This window comes from Variovorax sp. Varisp36, assembly GCF_047304235.1.
In the GTDB taxonomy this organism is placed as follows: domain Bacteria; phylum Pseudomonadota; class Gammaproteobacteria; order Burkholderiales; family Burkholderiaceae_C; genus Variovorax.
Genome location: NZ_JBGLYU010000007.1, coordinates 97304 through 114084, shown reverse-complemented (window position 1 = coordinate 114084; position 16781 = coordinate 97304). Strand labels below are relative to the sequence as shown.

Genomic DNA, 16781 nt, shown 5'->3' with positions numbered 1-16781 from the left:
GCGGGCCGGCCTGCACCGGTTTCAAGGGCCCCTTTTGGGGACGCCCGGCCTAGAATTCGGCCCACATCGCTGCGGAGTTACATCATGGCCCGTTCGCACCTCCATCGCATCGCCTGGATGACGGTTTTTTCAGCCCTGGCGCATCCCGCCTGGGCCGCGCTGGACATCGGCGACCCCGTCCCCAGGTTCACCGCCACCGCGGCCCTGGGCGGCAAGACCTTCCGTTACTCGCTGGCCGACGCTCTCGCGAAGGGGCCGGTGGTGCTGTACTTCTTTCCAGCGGCCGATTCCAACGACTGCTCGATCGAGGCCCACGCCTTCGCCGAGGCCGTGGACCAGTTCGCCGCACTGGGCGCCAGCGTGATCGGCGTTTCGGCGGACGACATCGGCACCTTGTCGAAGTTCTCGGTCAAGTCCTGCCAGAGCCGCTTTCCGGTGGCGTCGGACGAGGGCAAGACCGTGATCCAGGGTTTCGACGCGCTGATGCAGACGCGGCCCGACTTCGCCAACCGCCTGTCGTACGTGATCTCGCCGGACGGCAAGGTCGCCTACTACTACCAGAACCTGAATCCGGACAAGCATGTGGAGCGCACGCTGAATGCGGTGAAGGCGCTGCCAAAGGCCGGCGCGGCCAGGTAAGGATTGCGGGCCGCAGGGCCATGGGATTCGCGCGCTTCGCGCAAAATCCGCCCATGCAGCTCAACTACATCGCCAACGCGCACGTCCCGTCCTCCTCCGGCCGCACCCTGCCCGTCATCGACCCTTCCGACGGCCAGGTTTTCGACGAAATCCAGCGCAGCAACGCAGCCGATATCGACTCCGCCGTGCGCGCCGCGCGCGACTGCTTCGAGGGTGTCTGGCACAAGGTCAGCGCGGCCGACCGCAGCCGCCTGCTCTACAAGCTCTCGCAGAAGATCGCCGAGCACGTCGACGAGCTCGCGCTGATCGAGCAGCGCGACTGCGGCAAGCCGGTGAAGCAGGCGCGCGCCGACGCTGTGGCACTGGTTCGCTATTTCGAGTTCTATGCCGGCGCCTGCGACAAGCTGCACGGCGAGACCATCCCCTATCAGGACGGCTACAGCGTCTTCACCTGGCGCGAGCCGCACGGCGTCACCGGCCACATCATTCCGTGGAACTACCCGATGCAGATCTTCGGACGCAGCGTGGGCGGCGCCCTGGCGGCCGGCAACGTGTGCGTGGTCAAGCCAGCCGAGGACGCCTGCCTCTCGCTGATCCGCGTGGCGCAGCTCGCGGCCGAAGTCGGCTTTCCGGCCGGCACGCTCAATATCGTGACGGGCTACGGCCATGAAGTGGGGGACGCGCTCGCTCGGCACGAGGGCATCGACCACATCAGCTTCACCGGCAGCCCGAAGATCGGCACGCTGATCCAGCAGGTAGCGGCCGAGCGGCACTGCCCGGTCACGCTGGAGCTGGGTGGCAAGAGTCCGCAGATCATCTTCGCGGACGCTGACCTGGACGCGGCCATTCCCGTGGTCATCAATGCCATCGTGCAGAACGCCGGGCAGACCTGCTCGGCCGGCTCGCGGGTGCTGGTCCAGCGCGACATCTACGAACCGCTGCTGGAGCGCCTGGGCCACGCTTTCGAGGCGCTGCGCGTCGGCCCCGCGGCCATGGATCTCGACGTGGGCCCGCTGATCCGCCAGACGCAGCAGCAGCGCGTGTGGGACTTCTTGAGCGATGCGCAACATGCCGGCATCCCGATGGTGGCGCAGGGCATCGTGGTCGACGAAGCGCCCGAGACCGGCTTCTACCAGGCGCCCACCCTGCTGCGCGACGTGCCGGTGAATCACCGGCTCGCACAGGAAGAGGTGTTCGGCCCGGTGCTGGCGGCCATGGTCTTCGCCGACGAAGACGAAGCCGTGGCGCTTGCCAACGCCACGCAGTTCGGTCTGGTCGCCGGCGTGTGGACCACCGACGGATCGCGCCAGTTCCGCATGGCCAGGCGCGTGAGGAGCGGCCAGGTGTTCATCAACAACTATGGCGCGGGGGGGGGCGTCGAGCTGCCGTTCGGCGGCGTGAAGTCCTCAGGCTACGGCCGCGAGAAGGGTTTCGAGGCCCTCTACGGCTTCACCACGCTCAAGACCGTCGCCGTCAAGCACGGCTGAGGCCAAGGGCCGGCCCGGCAGCCGCCCAAACAGAGCGCATTCCAGAACATTGACCTGGGACATGGTTTACGCGGCGGCGATCAAGTAGCCTGAGGTTCACAGGCCCTTGGGCCGTGGCGCAAAATCGGACCCGCTTCATGAAAAACAGCAGCAATACCGTCATTCCGATCTCCACGATCGGCCGCGCACGTCCCGCCGTGGCCGTGCCGGAGGTCGCCGTGCCCGCCACGGGGGTGCTGCTCGACCGCCTCGGCCGGCCCATGACCGACCTGCGCATCAGCGTGACCGACCGGTGCAACTTTCGCTGCAGCTACTGCATGCCGAAGGACGTGTTCGACAAGGACTACAAGTACCTGCCGCACAGCGCGCTGCTGAGTTTTGAAGAAATGACGCGGCTGGCCCGCCTGTTCGCTGCGCACGGCGTGCGCAAGATCCGCCTGACCGGCGGTGAGCCGTTGCTGCGCAAGAACATCGAAGGCCTCATCGAACAACTCGCCGGGATCCGCTCGCCCGCCGGCGAGCCGCTGGCGCTGACGCTCACCACCAATGGCTCGTTGCTCGCGCGCAAGGCCGCCGGGCTGCGGGCTGCAGGCCTGCAGCGCGTGACCGTGAGCCTGGACAGCCTCGACGACGCCGTGTTCCGCCACATGAACGACGTCGACTTTCCGGTGGCCGATGTGCTGGCCGGCATCGACGCGGCGCTGGTCGCCGGCCTCGGTCCCATCAAGGTCAACATGGTGGTCAAGCGCGGTACCAACGAGCAGGAAATACTGCCGATGGCCCGCTACTTCCGCACGCACCTCGGCGGCAAGGTGGTGCTGCGCTTCATCGAGTACATGGACGTGGGCGCCACCAACGGCTGGCGCATGGACGAGGTGCTGCCCTCGGCCGACGTCATCGCTCGCATCCATGCCGAATTTCCGCTGGTGCCGCTGGAAGCCGCCACGCCCGGCGAGACCGCCCAGCGCTGGGCCTATGCCGACGGCAGCGGCGAGATCGGCGTGATCAGCAGCGTCACGCAGGCCTTCTGCCACGACTGCAGCCGCGCGCGCCTGTCGACCGAAGGCAAGCTGTACCTCTGCCTCTTCGCCAGCGCCGGCCACGACCTGCGCCCGCTGCTGCGCGGCACCGCCAGCGACGACGACATCGCCTCGGCCATCGGCCACATTTGGCAGGGCCGTGCCGACCGCTACTCCGAGCTGCGCGCCCTGCGTGGGCCTGACAACGACAGCGGCGATGCCGGCGACAAGGCGCCGCGCCGCGTCGAGATGAGCTACATCGGCGGATGACGCAGGCGGCCGCCATGCCCGCGCACGCCTTCATCGCGGCCGCCGACATCACCGGGCTTCTGCTGGCCGGCGGACGCGGCTCTCGCATGGGCGGGGTCGACAAGGGACTGCAGCTTTTCAACGGCGAGCCGCTGGCTCTGCATGCGATCCGGCGGCTGGGGTCGCAGGTCGGCCAGCTCATCGTCAATGCCAACCGCAACCTCGCCGACTACGAAGCCTTCGGCGTGCCGGTATGGCCCGACAGCCTCGCGGACTATCCGGGGCCGCTCGCGGGCTTTCTCACCGGGTTGGAGCACTGCACGACACCCTGGCTGTTGACCGTACCTTGCGACACACCGCTATTTCCGCCAGACCTCGCCGTCCGGCTCGCCGAAGCGGTGGCCGCCGAAAATGCAGAGATCGCGATGGTCAACGCACCCGAAATCTCCGAAGGCGAGGTGGTGCTGCGCCTCCAACCCGTCTTCTGCCTGCTGCGCGCCGACCTGCGCGAGAGCCTGCGGCGCTACACCGAAGCCGGCGGCCGCAAGGTCCACGCATGGACCGCACAGCACCGCACAGTGCACGTGCCCTTCAACCGCCCCGGCGACGCGCCCGACGCTTTCTTCAACGCCAACACCCTGGCCGAACTGCACGCCCTCGAAAACCGATGAGCCGCATCGCAGACATCGCCTCCGCCCTTTCGGGCTACGACGCTGCCGTCGACCTGAGCGTCGAGGCCGTCCACGCTTTTCTCTCGCAACTCACGGCCTCGGCGGTCGTCACGCAACGGGAGACCGTCTCCCTGCTCGACGCGCTCGGCCGCGTGCTGGCCGAAGACATCGTCTCGCCCATCAGCGTGCCGCCACACGACAACTCCGCCATGGACGGCTACGCCTTCGACGGCGCGGTGCTGCCGCGGGACGCACCCATCGACGTCTCGGTCACGCTGCGCGTGGCGGGAACGGCGCTGGCCGGCGCCGCCTGGCGTGGCACGCTGGGTCCAGGCGATGCGGTGCGCATCATGACCGGCGCCATGATGCCGGCGGGCCTCGACACCGTCGTGCCGCAGGAGTTCTGCAAGGTCGATGGCGACCGCGTGTGTTTCCCGGCCAGGGTGCTGCGCCGCGGCGACAACCGCCGCCTTGCGGGCGAAGACCTGATGCAGGGCCAGACCGCGCTGCGCAAGGGCGAACGCCTGTCGCCCGCCGCGCTCGGCATGGTCGCGAGCCTCGGCCTGCCGGACGTGCCCGCGCTGCGGCGGCTGCGGGTGGCCTACTTCTCGACCGGCGATGAGATCCTGAGCCTCGGCGACGCGCCGCGCGAAGGCGCCGTGTACGACAGCAATCGCTACACCGTGTTCGGCATGCTCGCGCGGCTGGGCTGCGAGGTGATCGACCTCGGCCTCGTGCGCGACGATCCGGCCACGCTCGCCGCCGCATTGCGGCGCGCCGCGCGCGAGGCCGATGCCATCGTCACCAGCGGCGGTGTCAGCGCCGGTGCGGCCGACCACACGCGCGACGTAATGCAGCAACTGGGCGACATGGCGTTCTGGCGCGTGGCCATGCGCCCGGGCCGGCCGCTGGCGGTGGGGTTGATCCCGCGCGAGGCGTCGCCGCAGCCAGCGGTGCTGTTCGGACTGCCGGGCAATCCGGTGGCCGTGATGGTGACCTTCCTGGCCTTCGTGCGGCCGGCGCTGCTGCGCCTGATGGGCTGCCACGACGCGGCAGCCGCGCCACCGCCCTTGCTGCGTGCACGCTGCACGGGCCCGATCCGCAAGAAGCCGGGCCGCACCGAATACCAGCGCGGCTTCGTGAAGACCATGCCGGACGCGTTGCCTGAGGTGTGCGTCGCGAGCCACCAGGGCTCGGGGGTGCTCAGCTCGATGGTCGAAGCCAACGGGCTCGTGGTGCTGCACCACGAGCAGGGCAATGTCGCGGCGGGCGGCGAAGTCGACGTGATGATGTTCGACGGCAACATCTAAGGCGCCCCGAACGGTCAGATCCGGCCCAAGGCCTTGTCCACGCCCTTGTTGGCCAGCATGTCGGCGCGCTCGTTGCCCGGGTCTCCCGAGTGGCCCTTGACCCAGCGCCACTCGATCTGGTGGCCGCCCTCGCTCACCAGCTTGTCGAGCCGCTGCCAGAGTTCGACGTTCTTCACGGGCTGCTTGCTGGCTGTCATCCAGCCCTTGGCCTTCCAGCCGCGGATCCACTCGGTGATGCCCTTGCGCACGTACTGGCTGTCCAGGTAAAGCAGCACCTTGCAGGGCCGCTTGAGCGCAGCCAGGCCTTCGATGACGGCAGTCAGCTCCATGCGGTTGTTGGTGGTGTCGAGTTCACCGCCGAACAGGTCTTTCTCGGTGGAGCCCGACTTGAGCCACGCGCCCCACCCGCCAGGGCCGGGGTTTCCCTTGCACGCGCCATCGGTGTAGATCACGACTTCGTTCAAACCGGCTTTTCCTTCTTCATCATCATTCGTTCTCGTTCATTCTCAATTCTTGCCGACCTCGTTGCGGTGCACCTTGCCCGCGATGGGCACTGGCGCCGTGGCGCGGGCGCCCGAGCGGCGCCACTCGGCGCTCAGCAGGCGCATGCCGCGCACCCGCTTCACGGCGACCAGGAAGTAGGCTGCGCCAAAGATCGGCCACCAGCGCTCGCCGGCGGCATCCATCCAGCGCGAGCGCTCCAGCCAGGCTTCGCTGCGCACCGCAGGCCGGTAGACGCCGAAGCGGCCCGACTCCACCTCGAAGCTCAGGAGCCGCAGCCAGTCGCGCATGCGCCAGTAGCCGATGAACTCCCCGCCTTCGGGCAGGTACAGGTCGCCGATGCCGAGCCGGCGATAGAGGTGTGCGCGTCGCTGCCGCATGCCCCAGAGGCTGGCCGGGTTGAACCCGCAGATCACCACGCGGCCCTCGGGCACCAGCACCCGCTCCACCTCGCGCAGGGTGGCGTGCGGGTCGGGGCTCAGTTCGAGCGCGTGCGGCATCACCACCAGGTCGAGGCTGTTGGCTGCAAACGGCAATGCCGCGAAGTCGGTCAGGAGCGTCGCCCTGCCGCCTCGGGCAGGGTCGTCCAGCGCCAGCCAGCGGTGCGGCATGCGGTTGGCGCGCAAGCCGTCGACCTCGGCCGCACCCAGCTGCAGCGCGTGATAGCCGAACACGTCGGCCACCGCCTGATCGAACTGGGCCTGCTCCCAAGCCAGAAGGTAGCGCCCCGGGGGGGTCGCGAACCAATCCTGCAAACCTATAATTTGACCGCTCATGACCCTTGTTCCGCTGCCCGCCTTCGCTGACAACTACATCTGGATGCTGCACGACGGGTCCCACGCCATCGTGGTGGATCCGGGCGACGCCCAACCGGTGTTCGACGCGCTGGCGCGCCACAAGCTGCAGCTGGCCGCGATTCTAGTCACGCACCACCATCCCGATCACACAGGGGGCGTGGCCGCGCTGCACGAGGCCACCGGCGCACCCGTGTGGGGGCCGGCGCGCGAGCGCATTCCCGAGCCGTTCACGCCGCTGGCGCAAGGCGACATTGCCGAGGTGCTCGGCCTGCGCTTCGAGGTCATCGACGTGCCGGGCCATACGGCCGGCCACATCGCGTACTTCCTGCCTGCGGCGCAAACGGCGGGTGGCGATGCGCCGCTGCTGTTCTGCGGCGACACGCTGTTCTCCGGCGGCTGCGGGCGCCTGTTCGAAGGCACCCCCGGGCAGATGCTGGCTTCGCTCGATGCGCTTGCCGCATTGCCGGGCGACACGCGTGTCTGCTGTGCGCACGAATACACACTTTCTAACCTGCGTTTTGCCCAGGCGGTGGAACCGGGCAACGCCGAACTGGATCACTACAACGCGCGCTGCGAAAGCCTGCGCGCGCAGGGGCAGCCCACGCTGCCGTCGCAACTGGCAATCGAACGCCAGGTCAACCCCTTTCTTCGCAGCCGCGAAGCCACTGTCCTTCGAGCGGTGCGTGCCCACGCCGAGCTGGCTGCCGATGCAGCCGAGGCCGATGTGTTCGCCGCACTGCGCCAATGGAAAAACGACTTCCGATGAAACTGATCGCTGCCACCTGCCTTGCAGGTTCACTGGTGCTCGCGGGCTGCGCGGGCACGAGCAACAACAACAGCTCCTCCCCCTCTTCTTCGTCGGCCGGCGGCACCGGCGCCAAGGCCACGGGTAGTGCGGCACCCATCTACCCACGCGACTCTCTATCGCCCCTCGCCACCGGACAGGCCCAATCGCAGAGCGTGGTCACGCTCGCGCCGCCGGTCGACATGTGGGACCGCATCCGCCGCGGCTTCAAGATGCCCAACCTCGACAGCGACCTGGTGCGCGATCGCGAGCAGTGGTATTCCAGCCGGCCCGACTACATCCAGCGCATGACGGAGCGCTCGAACAAGTACATCTTCCACATCGTCGAGGAGCTCGAGCGGCGCAACATGCCGACCGAACTCGCACTGCTGCCCTACATCGAGAGCGCGTTCAATCCACAGGCCATCTCCAGTGCGCGCGCCGCGGGCATGTGGCAGTTCATGCCGGCCACCGGCACCGACTTCGACCTGAAGCAGAACATCTTCCGCGACGACCGCCGCGACGTGGTGGCCTCCACCCGCGCCGCGCTCGACTACCTGCAGAAGCTCTATGGCATGTTCGGCGACTGGCAACTGGCCCTGGCCGCCTACAACTGGGGCGAAGGCAGCGTGAGCCGCGCCATCGCCAAGAACCAGCGCCTGGGCCTGCCCACCACCTACAGCGACCTCACGATGCCCGCCGAGACGCGGCTCTACGTGCCCAAGCTGCAGGCCGTGAAGAACATCGTGGCGAATCCGCAGGCCTTCAACACCGAGCTGCCGCTGATCGCCAACCACCCGTACTTCCAGACCGTCACGCTCACGCGTGACCTCGACGTGGAACTCGCCGCCAAGCTTGCCGACGTGCGGCTCGAAGACTTCCGCGCGCTCAACCCCGCCGCGCACAAACCGGTGCTGATCGCAGCCGGCACGCCGCAGATCCTGCTGCCGTGGGACAACGCGGCCGTGTTCCAGCGCAACTTCGATGCCTATTCGCAGGGTCAGTACGCCAGCTGGACCGCCTGGGTCGTGCCCAACACCATGACCGTTGCCGACGCGGCCCAGCGCTCCGGCATGAGCGAAAGCGACCTGCGCGCCATCAACAACGTGCCGCCGCGCATGCTCATCAAGGCCGGCTCGACGCTGATCGTGCCGCGCGGCGCCCGCGTGAAGGAAGACGTGGCGGCCGTGGTGGCCGACGGCGGCCACCTGAGTTTCCAGCCCGAAATCGTCACCCACCGCACGACGGTGAAGGCCGGGCGCGCGGACAGCGTCGCCAGCATTGCGCGCCGCTACAACCTCAAGCCCGCCAACGTGGCCGAGTGGAACGACGTGAAGCCCAACCACGCCTTCAAGCGCGGCTTCAGCGTGGTGGTGTACCTGCCGATCCGCGCCACGGTGGCGGCGCGCGCCGGCACCGGCGTGGCGGTCGCGCGCGGACACGCGGTGGCGGTATCTGCGAAGCGCGGCGCACCGGTGAAGGTTTCGGCGCCGCGGGGCACCAATGTTGTCAAGGTGCCTGCCAGCAGCAAGCAGCAGGTGGTGCGCGAGAAGCGCGGCGGCATGCCGGCCAAGAAAAAACGCTGAAACGGCGCTCTTCCTGCTTCGGCCTCTGGAGGTTCAGCGGGCCGCTGCCGCAGCCCATGCCCTGCGGCGCACCACGGCTTCGAGTGCGGCCACCGCGATCATGACGAGCGTCGTGAGCGTGCCCACCACCATCACCGAGAGGTGCGGAGCAAAGACTGCGAGCACGGCCAGCAGGCCCAGGCCGTAAAGATGCGACTGCGGCAGGAAACCGCGCACCACACGCTTGAACAGCGCATTGCCGAACAGGTACAGCGCCGGCCCGCCGATGAGTGCGCCGAGATACTTGAGCTCGGCATGGTGCGAGCCCTCGTTGATCGTGAGCTCGTCCGCCACCGCGCACACGATGATGCCCGCCACCAGGATCACGTGCGTGTAGTGGAACTTGGCGCCGATGCCACCGGGGTCGGGCGAATGCTCGATGGCATGGGTCGCCTCCCTCGCGCTGGTGTCGAAGTACATCCACCACATCGCGAGGCTGCCCGAGAAACCCACGAGCAGCGCGAACAGGTCGATGCCGTGCCATTCAGTGTGCCGGCCGAAGGCGATGCCGGTGGCCAGCACCGACTCGCCCAGCGCGACGATCACGAACAACTGGCAGCGTTCGGCGAGGTGCCCGCCGTCAATGGTCCAGTCGGCGGTCGTGGAGCGGCCCAGTCCCGGAAAGCGCAACCCGATCATCGGCGCGATGTATTCGCACAGCACGCCGACGAACCACAGCGCGAGGCGCGCCTGCCCTTCGGCCAAGCCGCCCGCGATCCAGAACGCTCCGGCCAGGCAGTTCCATGCCAGCAGCCGGCGAAAATTGGGTGTGAGCGGATCGTTCGAGCCGATGGCGATCAGCATGCAGAACGTGCGCCCCGCCTGGATGCCCACGAAGCACAGCGCGAACACCAGTCCGCGCTCTGCGAAGGCACCGGGCAGCGCCGAGGCCATCACCATGGCCAGCAGCATGATGGCGAACAGCACGCCTCGAATGCGTAGCGCGCCAGGGTTGAACCAGTTGGTGGTCCATGCCGTGTACTGCCAGCCCAGCCATACCGCGAACCACATCACCAGCGTCTGGAACGCGCCCGACAGCGTGAGGTGGTCCAGCAGATAGTGGGAGAGTTGCGTGACCGAAAAAGCATAGACCAGATCGAAGAACAGCTCTTCGTTCGAGACCCTGGCAGCCTCGTTGCGCGAGCGCAGGGTCGTGGCCCGCTTGTTGTCGTGGCTCATTGGCTTACTACCCCCGTGAATTCGTTGCCGCGCTCTCCGGAGCGTCGCGCAAGATCATCGCATGAGGGAGCTACAGCTTCTCGGTTTCGCCGGTCTTGGGCTGCCACTTCATGAGCCGCTTCTCGATCAGCCCCACGATGCCGTCGAGCACCAGCGCAAAAGCCGTGAGCACCACGATGCCGGCGAACACGGTGTTGACGTCGAAGGTGCCTTCGGCCTGCAGGATCAGGTAGCCCACGCCGCGCGCCGAGCCCAGGTATTCGCCCACCACCGCGCCCACGAAGGCCAGCCCGACCGAGGTGTGCAGGCTGGAGAACACCCAGCTCGTTGCGCTCGGCAGGTACACCGTGCGCAGCAGCTGCCGCTGGTTCGCGCCCAGCATCTTCGCATTGGCCAGCACCACCGGGCTCACCTCGCGCACGCCCTGGTAGACGTTGAAGAACACGATGAAGAACACCAGCGTGACGGCCAACGCCACCTTGCTCCAGATGCCCAGGCCGAACCACAGCGCGAAGATGGGCGCGAGGATCACCCGCGGCATCGAGTTGGCGGCCTTGATGTAGGGGTCGAGGATCAGGCTCGCCGTGGGCGCGAGCGCCAGCCACAGCCCGCAACCCAGGCCGAGCACCGTGCCGATGCCGAAGGCCAGCACCGTCTCCAGCAGCGTGGTTCCCAGGTGCAGGTAGATGTCGGCGTTGCCCTTGAGCCCGTCAGGGAACAGCGCATTGGGCGGCACCTCGAACGGCAGGAACCAGCTCCAGATGCGGCCCGCCACCTGGATCGGCTCGCCGACGAAAAAGGCGAACTGCTGGTTGCGCGAGGCAATGTGCCACGCCACCAGGATCACTACCAGCAACGCCAGCTGCCAGAAGCGCGCGTTGCGCTCGTTGAGTCCGAGGCGGGGCATCACGCGGCCTTCCTCAGCTGCTGCGCGTAGCCCTTCAACACCTCGTCGCGCAGCACCTCCCAGATCTGGGTGTGCAGCTCGACGAAGCGCGGCTGCGTGCGCACCTCGGCAACGTCGCGCGGACGCGCCAGGTCGATGGCGAACTCGCCGATGGGGTGCGTTGCCGGGCCGGCCGACAGCACCACCACGCGGTCGCTCATGGCAATGGCCTCGTCGAGATCGTGCGTGATGAAGAGCACGGCCTTCTTCCTTGCGCTCCAGAGGTCGAGCACTTCGTTCTCCATCAGTTGGCGCGTCTGGATGTCGAGCGCGCTGAAGGGTTCGTCCATGAGGATGATGTCGGGGTCGAGCACCAGCGTCTGTGCCAGCGCCACGCGCTTGCGCATGCCGCCCGAGAGTTGGTGCGGGTAGCGGTCGCCGAAGCCTGATAGGCCCACGCGCGAGAGCCATGCCTCGGCCTGCTGGCGCGCTTCGGCATCGGACACACCGCGGTACTGCAGCCCCACCATGACGTTGTCGATGGCGCTGCGCCAGGGCATCAGCGCCTCGGTCTGGAACATGTAGCCGGCGCGCGTGTTGATGCCCGCGAGCTTCTGGCCGAAGACCTTCACGGTGCCCGAAGAAGGTTCGAGCAAACCCGCACCAACGTTCAGTAGCGTCGACTTGCCGCAGCCCGTGGGGCCGACCACCGAGACGAACTCCCCCGCCTTGATGCGCAGCGTGGTGTCGGCCACCGCGGTGTAGCGCTGGCCTGGATCGTCCTTCGAATGGAAGGTGCAGCTGATGGAGAGAAGTTCGAGTGCGTGGTCGGACATGGCGTAAAAAACCCGGCCTGAGCCGGGTCGCGGGGACGTTCGAAATCAGGCTTTGAACCGGTCTTTCGCGCGCCGAGCAAAATCGTTGGTGTAGGTCTTTGCGAGGTCGATCCTGTCGGCCTTCACGGTGGTGTCGAAGCTGGCGATCGCGGTCAGCGCGGTCTTGGGACCGTCGACCGGCACGAGGCCGTCGGTGGCGATCGACTCGCGCACCTTGTCGAAGGACGCGAGGTACAGCGCCCGGTCGCCGAGCAGATAGGTCTCGGGCACCGTCTTGATGATGTCGCCGGGCCCCGCCGTCTGCAGCCACTTGAGCCCGTGCACGATGGCATTCGCCAGCGCCTGGCAGGTGTTGGGATTCTTCTGGATGAACTCGCTCGACGCATACAGGCAGGCTGCCGGCATCGGGCCGCCGAACACCTGCTGCGTGCCCTGGAGCGTGCGCGTGTCGCTGATGATCTTCACGTCGCCCTTCTGTTCGAGCATCGTCATCACCGGGTCGGTGTTGCTGATCGCGTCGATCTGGCCCGAGCGCAGCGCGGTGAGCGCGCCGGCCGCCACGCCGACGCCGATGTAGCTCACGTCGCTGGCCTTGAGGCCGCCGCGCGACAGCACGAGGTTGGCGACCATGTTGGTCGACGAGCCTGGCGCCGAGACGCCGATCTTCTTGCCCTTGAGGTCGGGAATGCCGGTGTAGCCCGCCATGTTCTTCGTCGACACGCCCACGGCGATTTGCGGTGCGCGGCCCTGCAGCACGAAGGCCTGGAAGAACTGGTTCTTGGCTTGCAGGTTGATGGTGTGTTCGTAGGCGCCCGAGCAGACATCGGCCGAACCGCCGACCACCGCCTGCAGTGCGCGCGCGCCGCCCGCGAAATCGGAAATCTCCACATCGAGCCCCTCGGCCTTGAAGTAGCCGAGCTGTTCGGAAATGGTGAGCGGCAGGTAGTAGAACGCCGCCTTGCCACCCACCGCGATGGAGATCCTGGTCTTTTCCAGCTTCGCCTGCTGCGCAAAGACGCGCGGCAACGCGATGGTTGCGGCGGCGATGGCGGAAGCTGAAATGAGGGTTCGGCGATGGAGCATGAAACGGTGCCTGCGGGCTCGGTGATTCCTGGGACTGAATCGAGCTTAGGGGCCGCATCAGGCGACGGCATCGGGGTGATCCCGTGCGGGTTTTCACGTAATCATGAAGGCCTCGCCGCGAAGCCCGCGCCGAAGCGTCAGCGCGCCAGGAAAAGTATCGCGACGTTGACCATGAACCCGAGCGCCCAGACAGCACTGCGCGCGCTGCCCAGACCCTTGATGTAGAGCACGATGTAGATCGCGCGCAGCACCACGTAGGCCGCGGCGAGCATGTCCAGACGCGCCTGTGCCGCGCCGAGCTGGTGCGCGATGATCACCGCGCCGATGAAGAACGGCAGGCCTTCGAAGCTGTTCGCCTGCGCGCTGTTGGCGCGCGCGCGCCATCCGCCCTGCTTCGCGGCCCAGTCGCGCGGATGCTGGTTGTCGCGCGGGCCGAAGCTTCCAGCCTTGGCGATCCACGCCGCGAAATACGGCAAGCCGCAGGCGATGAAAACGCACCAGTAGGCGATGGTGAGCAAGGAAAAAGTCATGCTCGCATGCGCGTGCTACCTGCGATCCACCAGGGCATGCGCGATGGTGCCGAGATCGACGTATTCGAGTTCGCTGCCGGCCGGCACGCCGCGCGCAAGGCGCGTCACCGTGAGACCATGCTGCTTCAGCGCCTCGCCGATCACGTGCGCGGTGGCTTCGCCCTCGGCGGTGAAGTTCGTGGCCAGGATGACCTCGCTCACCGTGCCGTCGCGCGCGCGGTCGAAGAGCTTCTGCAGTCCGATGTCCTTCGGCCCGATGCCGTCGAGCGGACTGAGCTTGCCCATCAGCACGAAGTAATAGCCGCGGAACGCGCCGGTGCGCTCGAGTGCGGCCTGGTCGGCCGGCGTCTCGACCACGCAAAGCTTGGTTCCGTCGCGCCGCGAGTCCATGCAGACGCTGCAGATCGGCGCCTCGGTGAAGGTGTTGCAAAGCTCGCAATGCCGAACGTGACCCGCGGCCTGCTGCAGCGCGCGCGCGAGCAGCTGCGCACCCTCGCGGTCGTGCTGCAGCAGATGGAACGCCATGCGCGAGGCCGACTTGACGCCGACACCGGGCAGGCGGCGCAGCGCATCGATCAATGCGTCGAGCGAACCGGCGTCTGCCATCTCGGCCGCTTAGAACGGCAGCTTCATGCCGGGCGGGAGACCAGGCATGCCGGCCGTGAGCTTGCCCATCTTCTGCTCGCTGGTTTCCTCGGCCTTGCGCACGGCGGCGTTGAAGGCGGCCGCCACGAGGTCTTCGAGCATGTCCTTGTCGTCCGCCAGCAGGCTGGGGTCGATGGTGATGCGCTTGACGTCGTGCTTGCAGGTCATGACGACCTTGACGAGGCCGGCGCCGGATTCGCCTTCGACCTCGATGTGGGCGAGTTCTTCCTGGGCCTTCTTGAGGTTGTCCTGCATTGCCTGCGCCTGCTTCATGAGGCCGGCCAGTTGTCCTTTGTTGAACATCGTTGGTCCTGATTGTTGGGTTGAAAAGTGGGTGAAGGATAAGAGAGATGGGAGCTCAGGCCGGTTTCAGGGTTCCGGGAACGATCTTCGCGTCGAAGTCGCGCATCAGCGCCTGCACTTCAGGGTCGCTCATGATGGCCTCTTCGGCCACGCGCTGGCGCTCGTCGGCGGCCTGCTTGTTGCGGCGCGCGGGGCTGTCGACCACGCCGCCGATCTCGATGGCGAGCTTGATGTTGTGGCCGAGGTTGTTCAGCGCAGCTGTCAGCTTTTCGCGGCTCGACGGCTGGTTGAGCGTCTCGCGCTCGATGCGCAGCAGCCACTGGTCCGTGTCGCGGCCCACCAGCTGCGACTGCAGCGCCAGTTCGCGTGCAAGGGCCGTGATGGCCTCGGCCGCGACCAGTTCGGAGACCGTGGCGTACCAGAAATCGCCGTCTTCGCTGGTCGGAATGGGGGTGAATGTGCTGCGCGGCTCATCGGGGCGCGGCGTGTCCCGGACACTTGGTGGAGGCTGCACGCGAATGGGCACGCCGACGACCCTGGCGGTCGTATCGCTGGCCTCGGGGCGGGATTCGGCCTGTCGGGGTTCGTCGACCACCGCGAGGCGATGGCCCGCCGGGACCGGGGCGGCATGGGCGGGCGCCGCAGCAGGCGCTTCAGCTTCAATCGGAGCGCGAACGACCGGCATGGGTGCCGGAGCGGGGGCTGCGGCACGCACCGGAACCTGCGGCGCCGCGGCCGCAGCTTCATTCAGAGTTTTTTTTTCCGTGGAGGCCGTCGAAGCAGCCGCGTTGGAGGGTTTGAAGGCCAGTAGCCGCAACAGCACCATGGTCAGCGCGGCGTACTCGTCCGGGGCCAGGCCCAGTTCGCCGCGGCCGTGCAGGCACAGGCTGTAGAGCAGTTGCGTCTCGTCGGCCGGCATCAGCGCAGCGAGGCGCGCGGTGTCGGCCGCGTCGGGATCGGTGGCGGCATCGGCCGACTCCGCCCGCGAGGGCACGGCCTGCAGCACGGCCATGGCCTGCAGCACAGCCGTCATTTCTTCCAGCGTGGAGGCGGCGGACATGCCGTCGACGCGCAGCGCCTCGGAGGTTTCGACCACCGTCTTGCCGTCGCCCTGCGCGAGCGCCTCGATCAGGCGGAACACATGCCCTCGATCGACGCTGCCGAGCATCTGGCGCACGCCCGCTTCCACGAGTTCGCCGTTGCCGAAGGCGATGGCCTGGTCGGTAAGCGACAGCGCGTCGCGCATCGAGCCGCGCGCCGCGCGCGCCAGGAGGCGAAGCGCCTGCGGCTCGGCCGGAACATTCTCGGTGTGCAGCACGCCGGTGAGGTGTTCGAGCACCGTCTCAGGTGCCATCGGCCGCAGGTTGAACTGCAGGCAGCGCGACAGCACCGTGACCGGCACCTTCTGCGGATCGGTCGTGGCCAGCACGAATTTGAGGTACTCGGGCGGTTCCTCGAGCGTCTTCAGCATCGCGTTGAACGCGGTGTTTGTGAGCATGTGCACTTCGTCGATCATGAAGACCTTGAAGCGCCCCTGCACCGGCTTGTAGACGGCTTGCTCGAGCAGCGACTGCACCTCGTCCACGCCGCGGTTCGAGGCCGCGTCGAGCTCGGTGTAATCCACGAAGCGGCCCGAATCGATGTCGCGGCAGGCCTGGCACACACCGCACGGCGTGGCCGTGATGCCGCCCTGCCCGTCCGGGCCCTGGCAGTTGAGCGACTTCGCCAGAATCCGCGAAACAGTGGTCTTGCCGACACCGCGGGTGCCGGTGAAAAGATAGGCGTGATGCAGGCGCTGCGTGGTCAACGCGTTCTCGAGCGCCTGCACCACGTGCCCCTGGCCGACCATCTCACCGAAGGTTTTCGGACGGAACTTGCGAGCGAGCACGAGATAAGACATTGGGGGCATTCTAAAAGGCGCGAGGCGCCGATCCGGCCCCGGTCACAAGAAAGGAGAGGCTTCTCTGCCCCGCTCCGGAGGAGCGCCGCGCACGGCCGCCCGAAGCGGCCGCCCCGCCTCCTGGAAGGGGGTTGGCGAAGCGACACGAAGTGCGCGAAAACTGGGGGTTAGAATCCAGGCTGACGGGCCTCCCTGCATGGTGAAGTGGCCAACCGGGTCAGGTGGGGAACCAAGCAGCCCTAACTGCGTAGTCAGTGCCAGGGGTAAGGCTCGTCAACCTCTTCAGCAGCTTCGTTTCATTCCGTGCGAAATGAAACGAGGCTTGCAACAATCACTC

At 67.3% G+C, this 16781-nt stretch carries 17 protein-coding genes and 1 other RNA gene; 8 read left to right on the top strand and 10 right to left on the bottom strand.

Translation table 11 applies throughout. The annotated features are described in order from the left end of the window. Nucleotides 1–84: 84 nt before the first annotated feature. From ACCD11_RS06860 to glp, 5 genes are all read left to right on the top strand, one after another. Nucleotides 85–639, top strand: a complete 555-nt coding sequence (locus tag ACCD11_RS06860) for a peroxiredoxin (protein ID WP_413313143.1) — start codon at nt 85–87, stop codon at nt 637–639. Nucleotides 640–692: 53 nt separating this feature from the next. Continuing rightward, entirely contained in the window at nt 693–2126 is a 1434-nt protein-coding gene (locus ACCD11_RS06855; protein WP_413313141.1) for an aldehyde dehydrogenase family protein, read from the top strand. Between the two features lie 137 nt (nt 2127–2263). Then, on the top strand, nt 2264–3415 hold the full coding sequence (gene moaA, locus ACCD11_RS06850) for a GTP 3',8-cyclase MoaA (protein ID WP_413313139.1): 1152 nt from the start codon (nt 2264–2266) through the stop codon (nt 3413–3415). Then, nucleotides 3412–4065, top strand: coding sequence for a molybdenum cofactor guanylyltransferase MobA (gene mobA, locus ACCD11_RS06845; protein ID WP_413313138.1), 654 nt, complete (start codon nt 3412–3414; stop codon nt 4063–4065). Before moaA ends, mobA begins: the two co-directional genes overlap by 4 nt. Next, nucleotides 4062–5375, top strand: coding sequence for a gephyrin-like molybdotransferase Glp (glp, locus tag ACCD11_RS06840; RefSeq protein WP_413313136.1), 1314 nt, complete (start codon nt 4062–4064; stop codon nt 5373–5375). Before mobA ends, glp begins: the two co-directional genes overlap by 4 nt. 14 nt (nt 5376–5389) lie before the next feature. Here glp and rnhA read toward each other — a convergent pair whose 3' ends face one another. Both rnhA and ACCD11_RS06830 read right to left on the bottom strand, forming a co-directional pair. After that, nucleotides 5390–5839 (bottom strand): ribonuclease HI, encoded by a 450-nt coding sequence (gene rnhA / locus ACCD11_RS06835; protein ID WP_056518034.1) that lies wholly within the window; start codon nt 5837–5839, stop codon nt 5390–5392. A gap of 42 nt (nt 5840–5881) precedes the next feature. After that, complete coding sequence (locus ACCD11_RS06830; RefSeq protein ID WP_193386569.1) at nt 5882–6652, bottom strand: class I SAM-dependent methyltransferase; 771 nt, start codon at nt 6650–6652, stop codon at nt 5882–5884. Here ACCD11_RS06830 and gloB point away from each other — a divergent pair. Both gloB and ACCD11_RS06820 read left to right on the top strand, forming a co-directional pair. Continuing rightward, nucleotides 6651–7439 (top strand): hydroxyacylglutathione hydrolase, encoded by a 789-nt coding sequence (gene gloB / locus ACCD11_RS06825; RefSeq protein ID WP_007836677.1) that lies wholly within the window; start codon nt 6651–6653, stop codon nt 7437–7439. The two genes, ACCD11_RS06830 and gloB, sit on opposite strands and share 2 nt — an antisense overlap. Next, nucleotides 7436–9043, top strand: coding sequence for a transglycosylase SLT domain-containing protein (locus ACCD11_RS06820; protein WP_007836676.1), 1608 nt, complete (start codon nt 7436–7438; stop codon nt 9041–9043). The genes gloB and ACCD11_RS06820 overlap by 4 nt, the downstream gene beginning before the upstream one ends. A gap of 33 nt (nt 9044–9076) precedes the next feature. Here ACCD11_RS06820 and ACCD11_RS06815 read toward each other — a convergent pair whose 3' ends face one another. From ACCD11_RS06815 to dnaX, 8 genes are all read right to left on the bottom strand, one after another. Beyond that, complete coding sequence (locus ACCD11_RS06815; RefSeq protein ID WP_413313132.1) at nt 9077–10261, bottom strand: low temperature requirement protein A; 1185 nt, start codon at nt 10259–10261, stop codon at nt 9077–9079. A 70-nt stretch (nt 10262–10331) separates the two neighbouring features. Next, nucleotides 10332–11168: an ABC transporter permease gene (locus ACCD11_RS06810; RefSeq protein WP_413313130.1), complete on the bottom strand. Its 837-nt coding sequence runs from the start codon at nt 11166–11168 to the stop codon at nt 10332–10334. After that, nucleotides 11168–11983: an ABC transporter ATP-binding protein gene (locus ACCD11_RS06805; protein ID WP_413313129.1), complete on the bottom strand. Its 816-nt coding sequence runs from the start codon at nt 11981–11983 to the stop codon at nt 11168–11170. Before ACCD11_RS06805 ends, ACCD11_RS06810 begins: the two co-directional genes overlap by 1 nt. Before the next feature lie 45 nt (nt 11984–12028). Next, nucleotides 12029–13066, bottom strand: a complete 1038-nt coding sequence (locus tag ACCD11_RS06800; RefSeq protein WP_007836672.1) for an ABC transporter substrate-binding protein — start codon at nt 13064–13066, stop codon at nt 12029–12031. Between the two features lie 137 nt (nt 13067–13203). Then, a complete protein-coding gene (locus tag ACCD11_RS06795) occupies nt 13204–13596 on the bottom strand; it encodes an MAPEG family protein (RefSeq protein WP_042673964.1) in 393 nt (130 codons plus the stop codon). Between the two features lie 15 nt (nt 13597–13611). Next, nucleotides 13612–14202 carry a recombination mediator RecR gene (gene recR, locus ACCD11_RS06790; RefSeq protein WP_007836670.1) on the bottom strand — a complete coding sequence of 197 codons (591 nt, stop codon included), beginning with the start codon at nt 14200–14202 and terminating at the stop codon, nt 13612–13614. Nucleotides 14203–14211: 9 nt separating this feature from the next. After that, complete coding sequence (locus ACCD11_RS06785; protein WP_007836669.1) at nt 14212–14544, bottom strand: YbaB/EbfC family nucleoid-associated protein; 333 nt, start codon at nt 14542–14544, stop codon at nt 14212–14214. Nucleotides 14545–14599: 55 nt separating this feature from the next. After that, complete coding sequence (gene dnaX / locus ACCD11_RS06780; protein ID WP_413313127.1) at nt 14600–16444, bottom strand: DNA polymerase III subunit gamma/tau; 1845 nt, start codon at nt 16442–16444, stop codon at nt 14600–14602. A 181-nt stretch (nt 16445–16625) separates the two neighbouring features. Here dnaX and ffs point away from each other — a divergent pair. Then, an RNA gene (gene ffs / locus ACCD11_RS06775) (signal recognition particle sRNA small type) lies at nt 16626–16722 on the top strand. Nucleotides 16723–16781 lie beyond the last annotated feature (59 nt).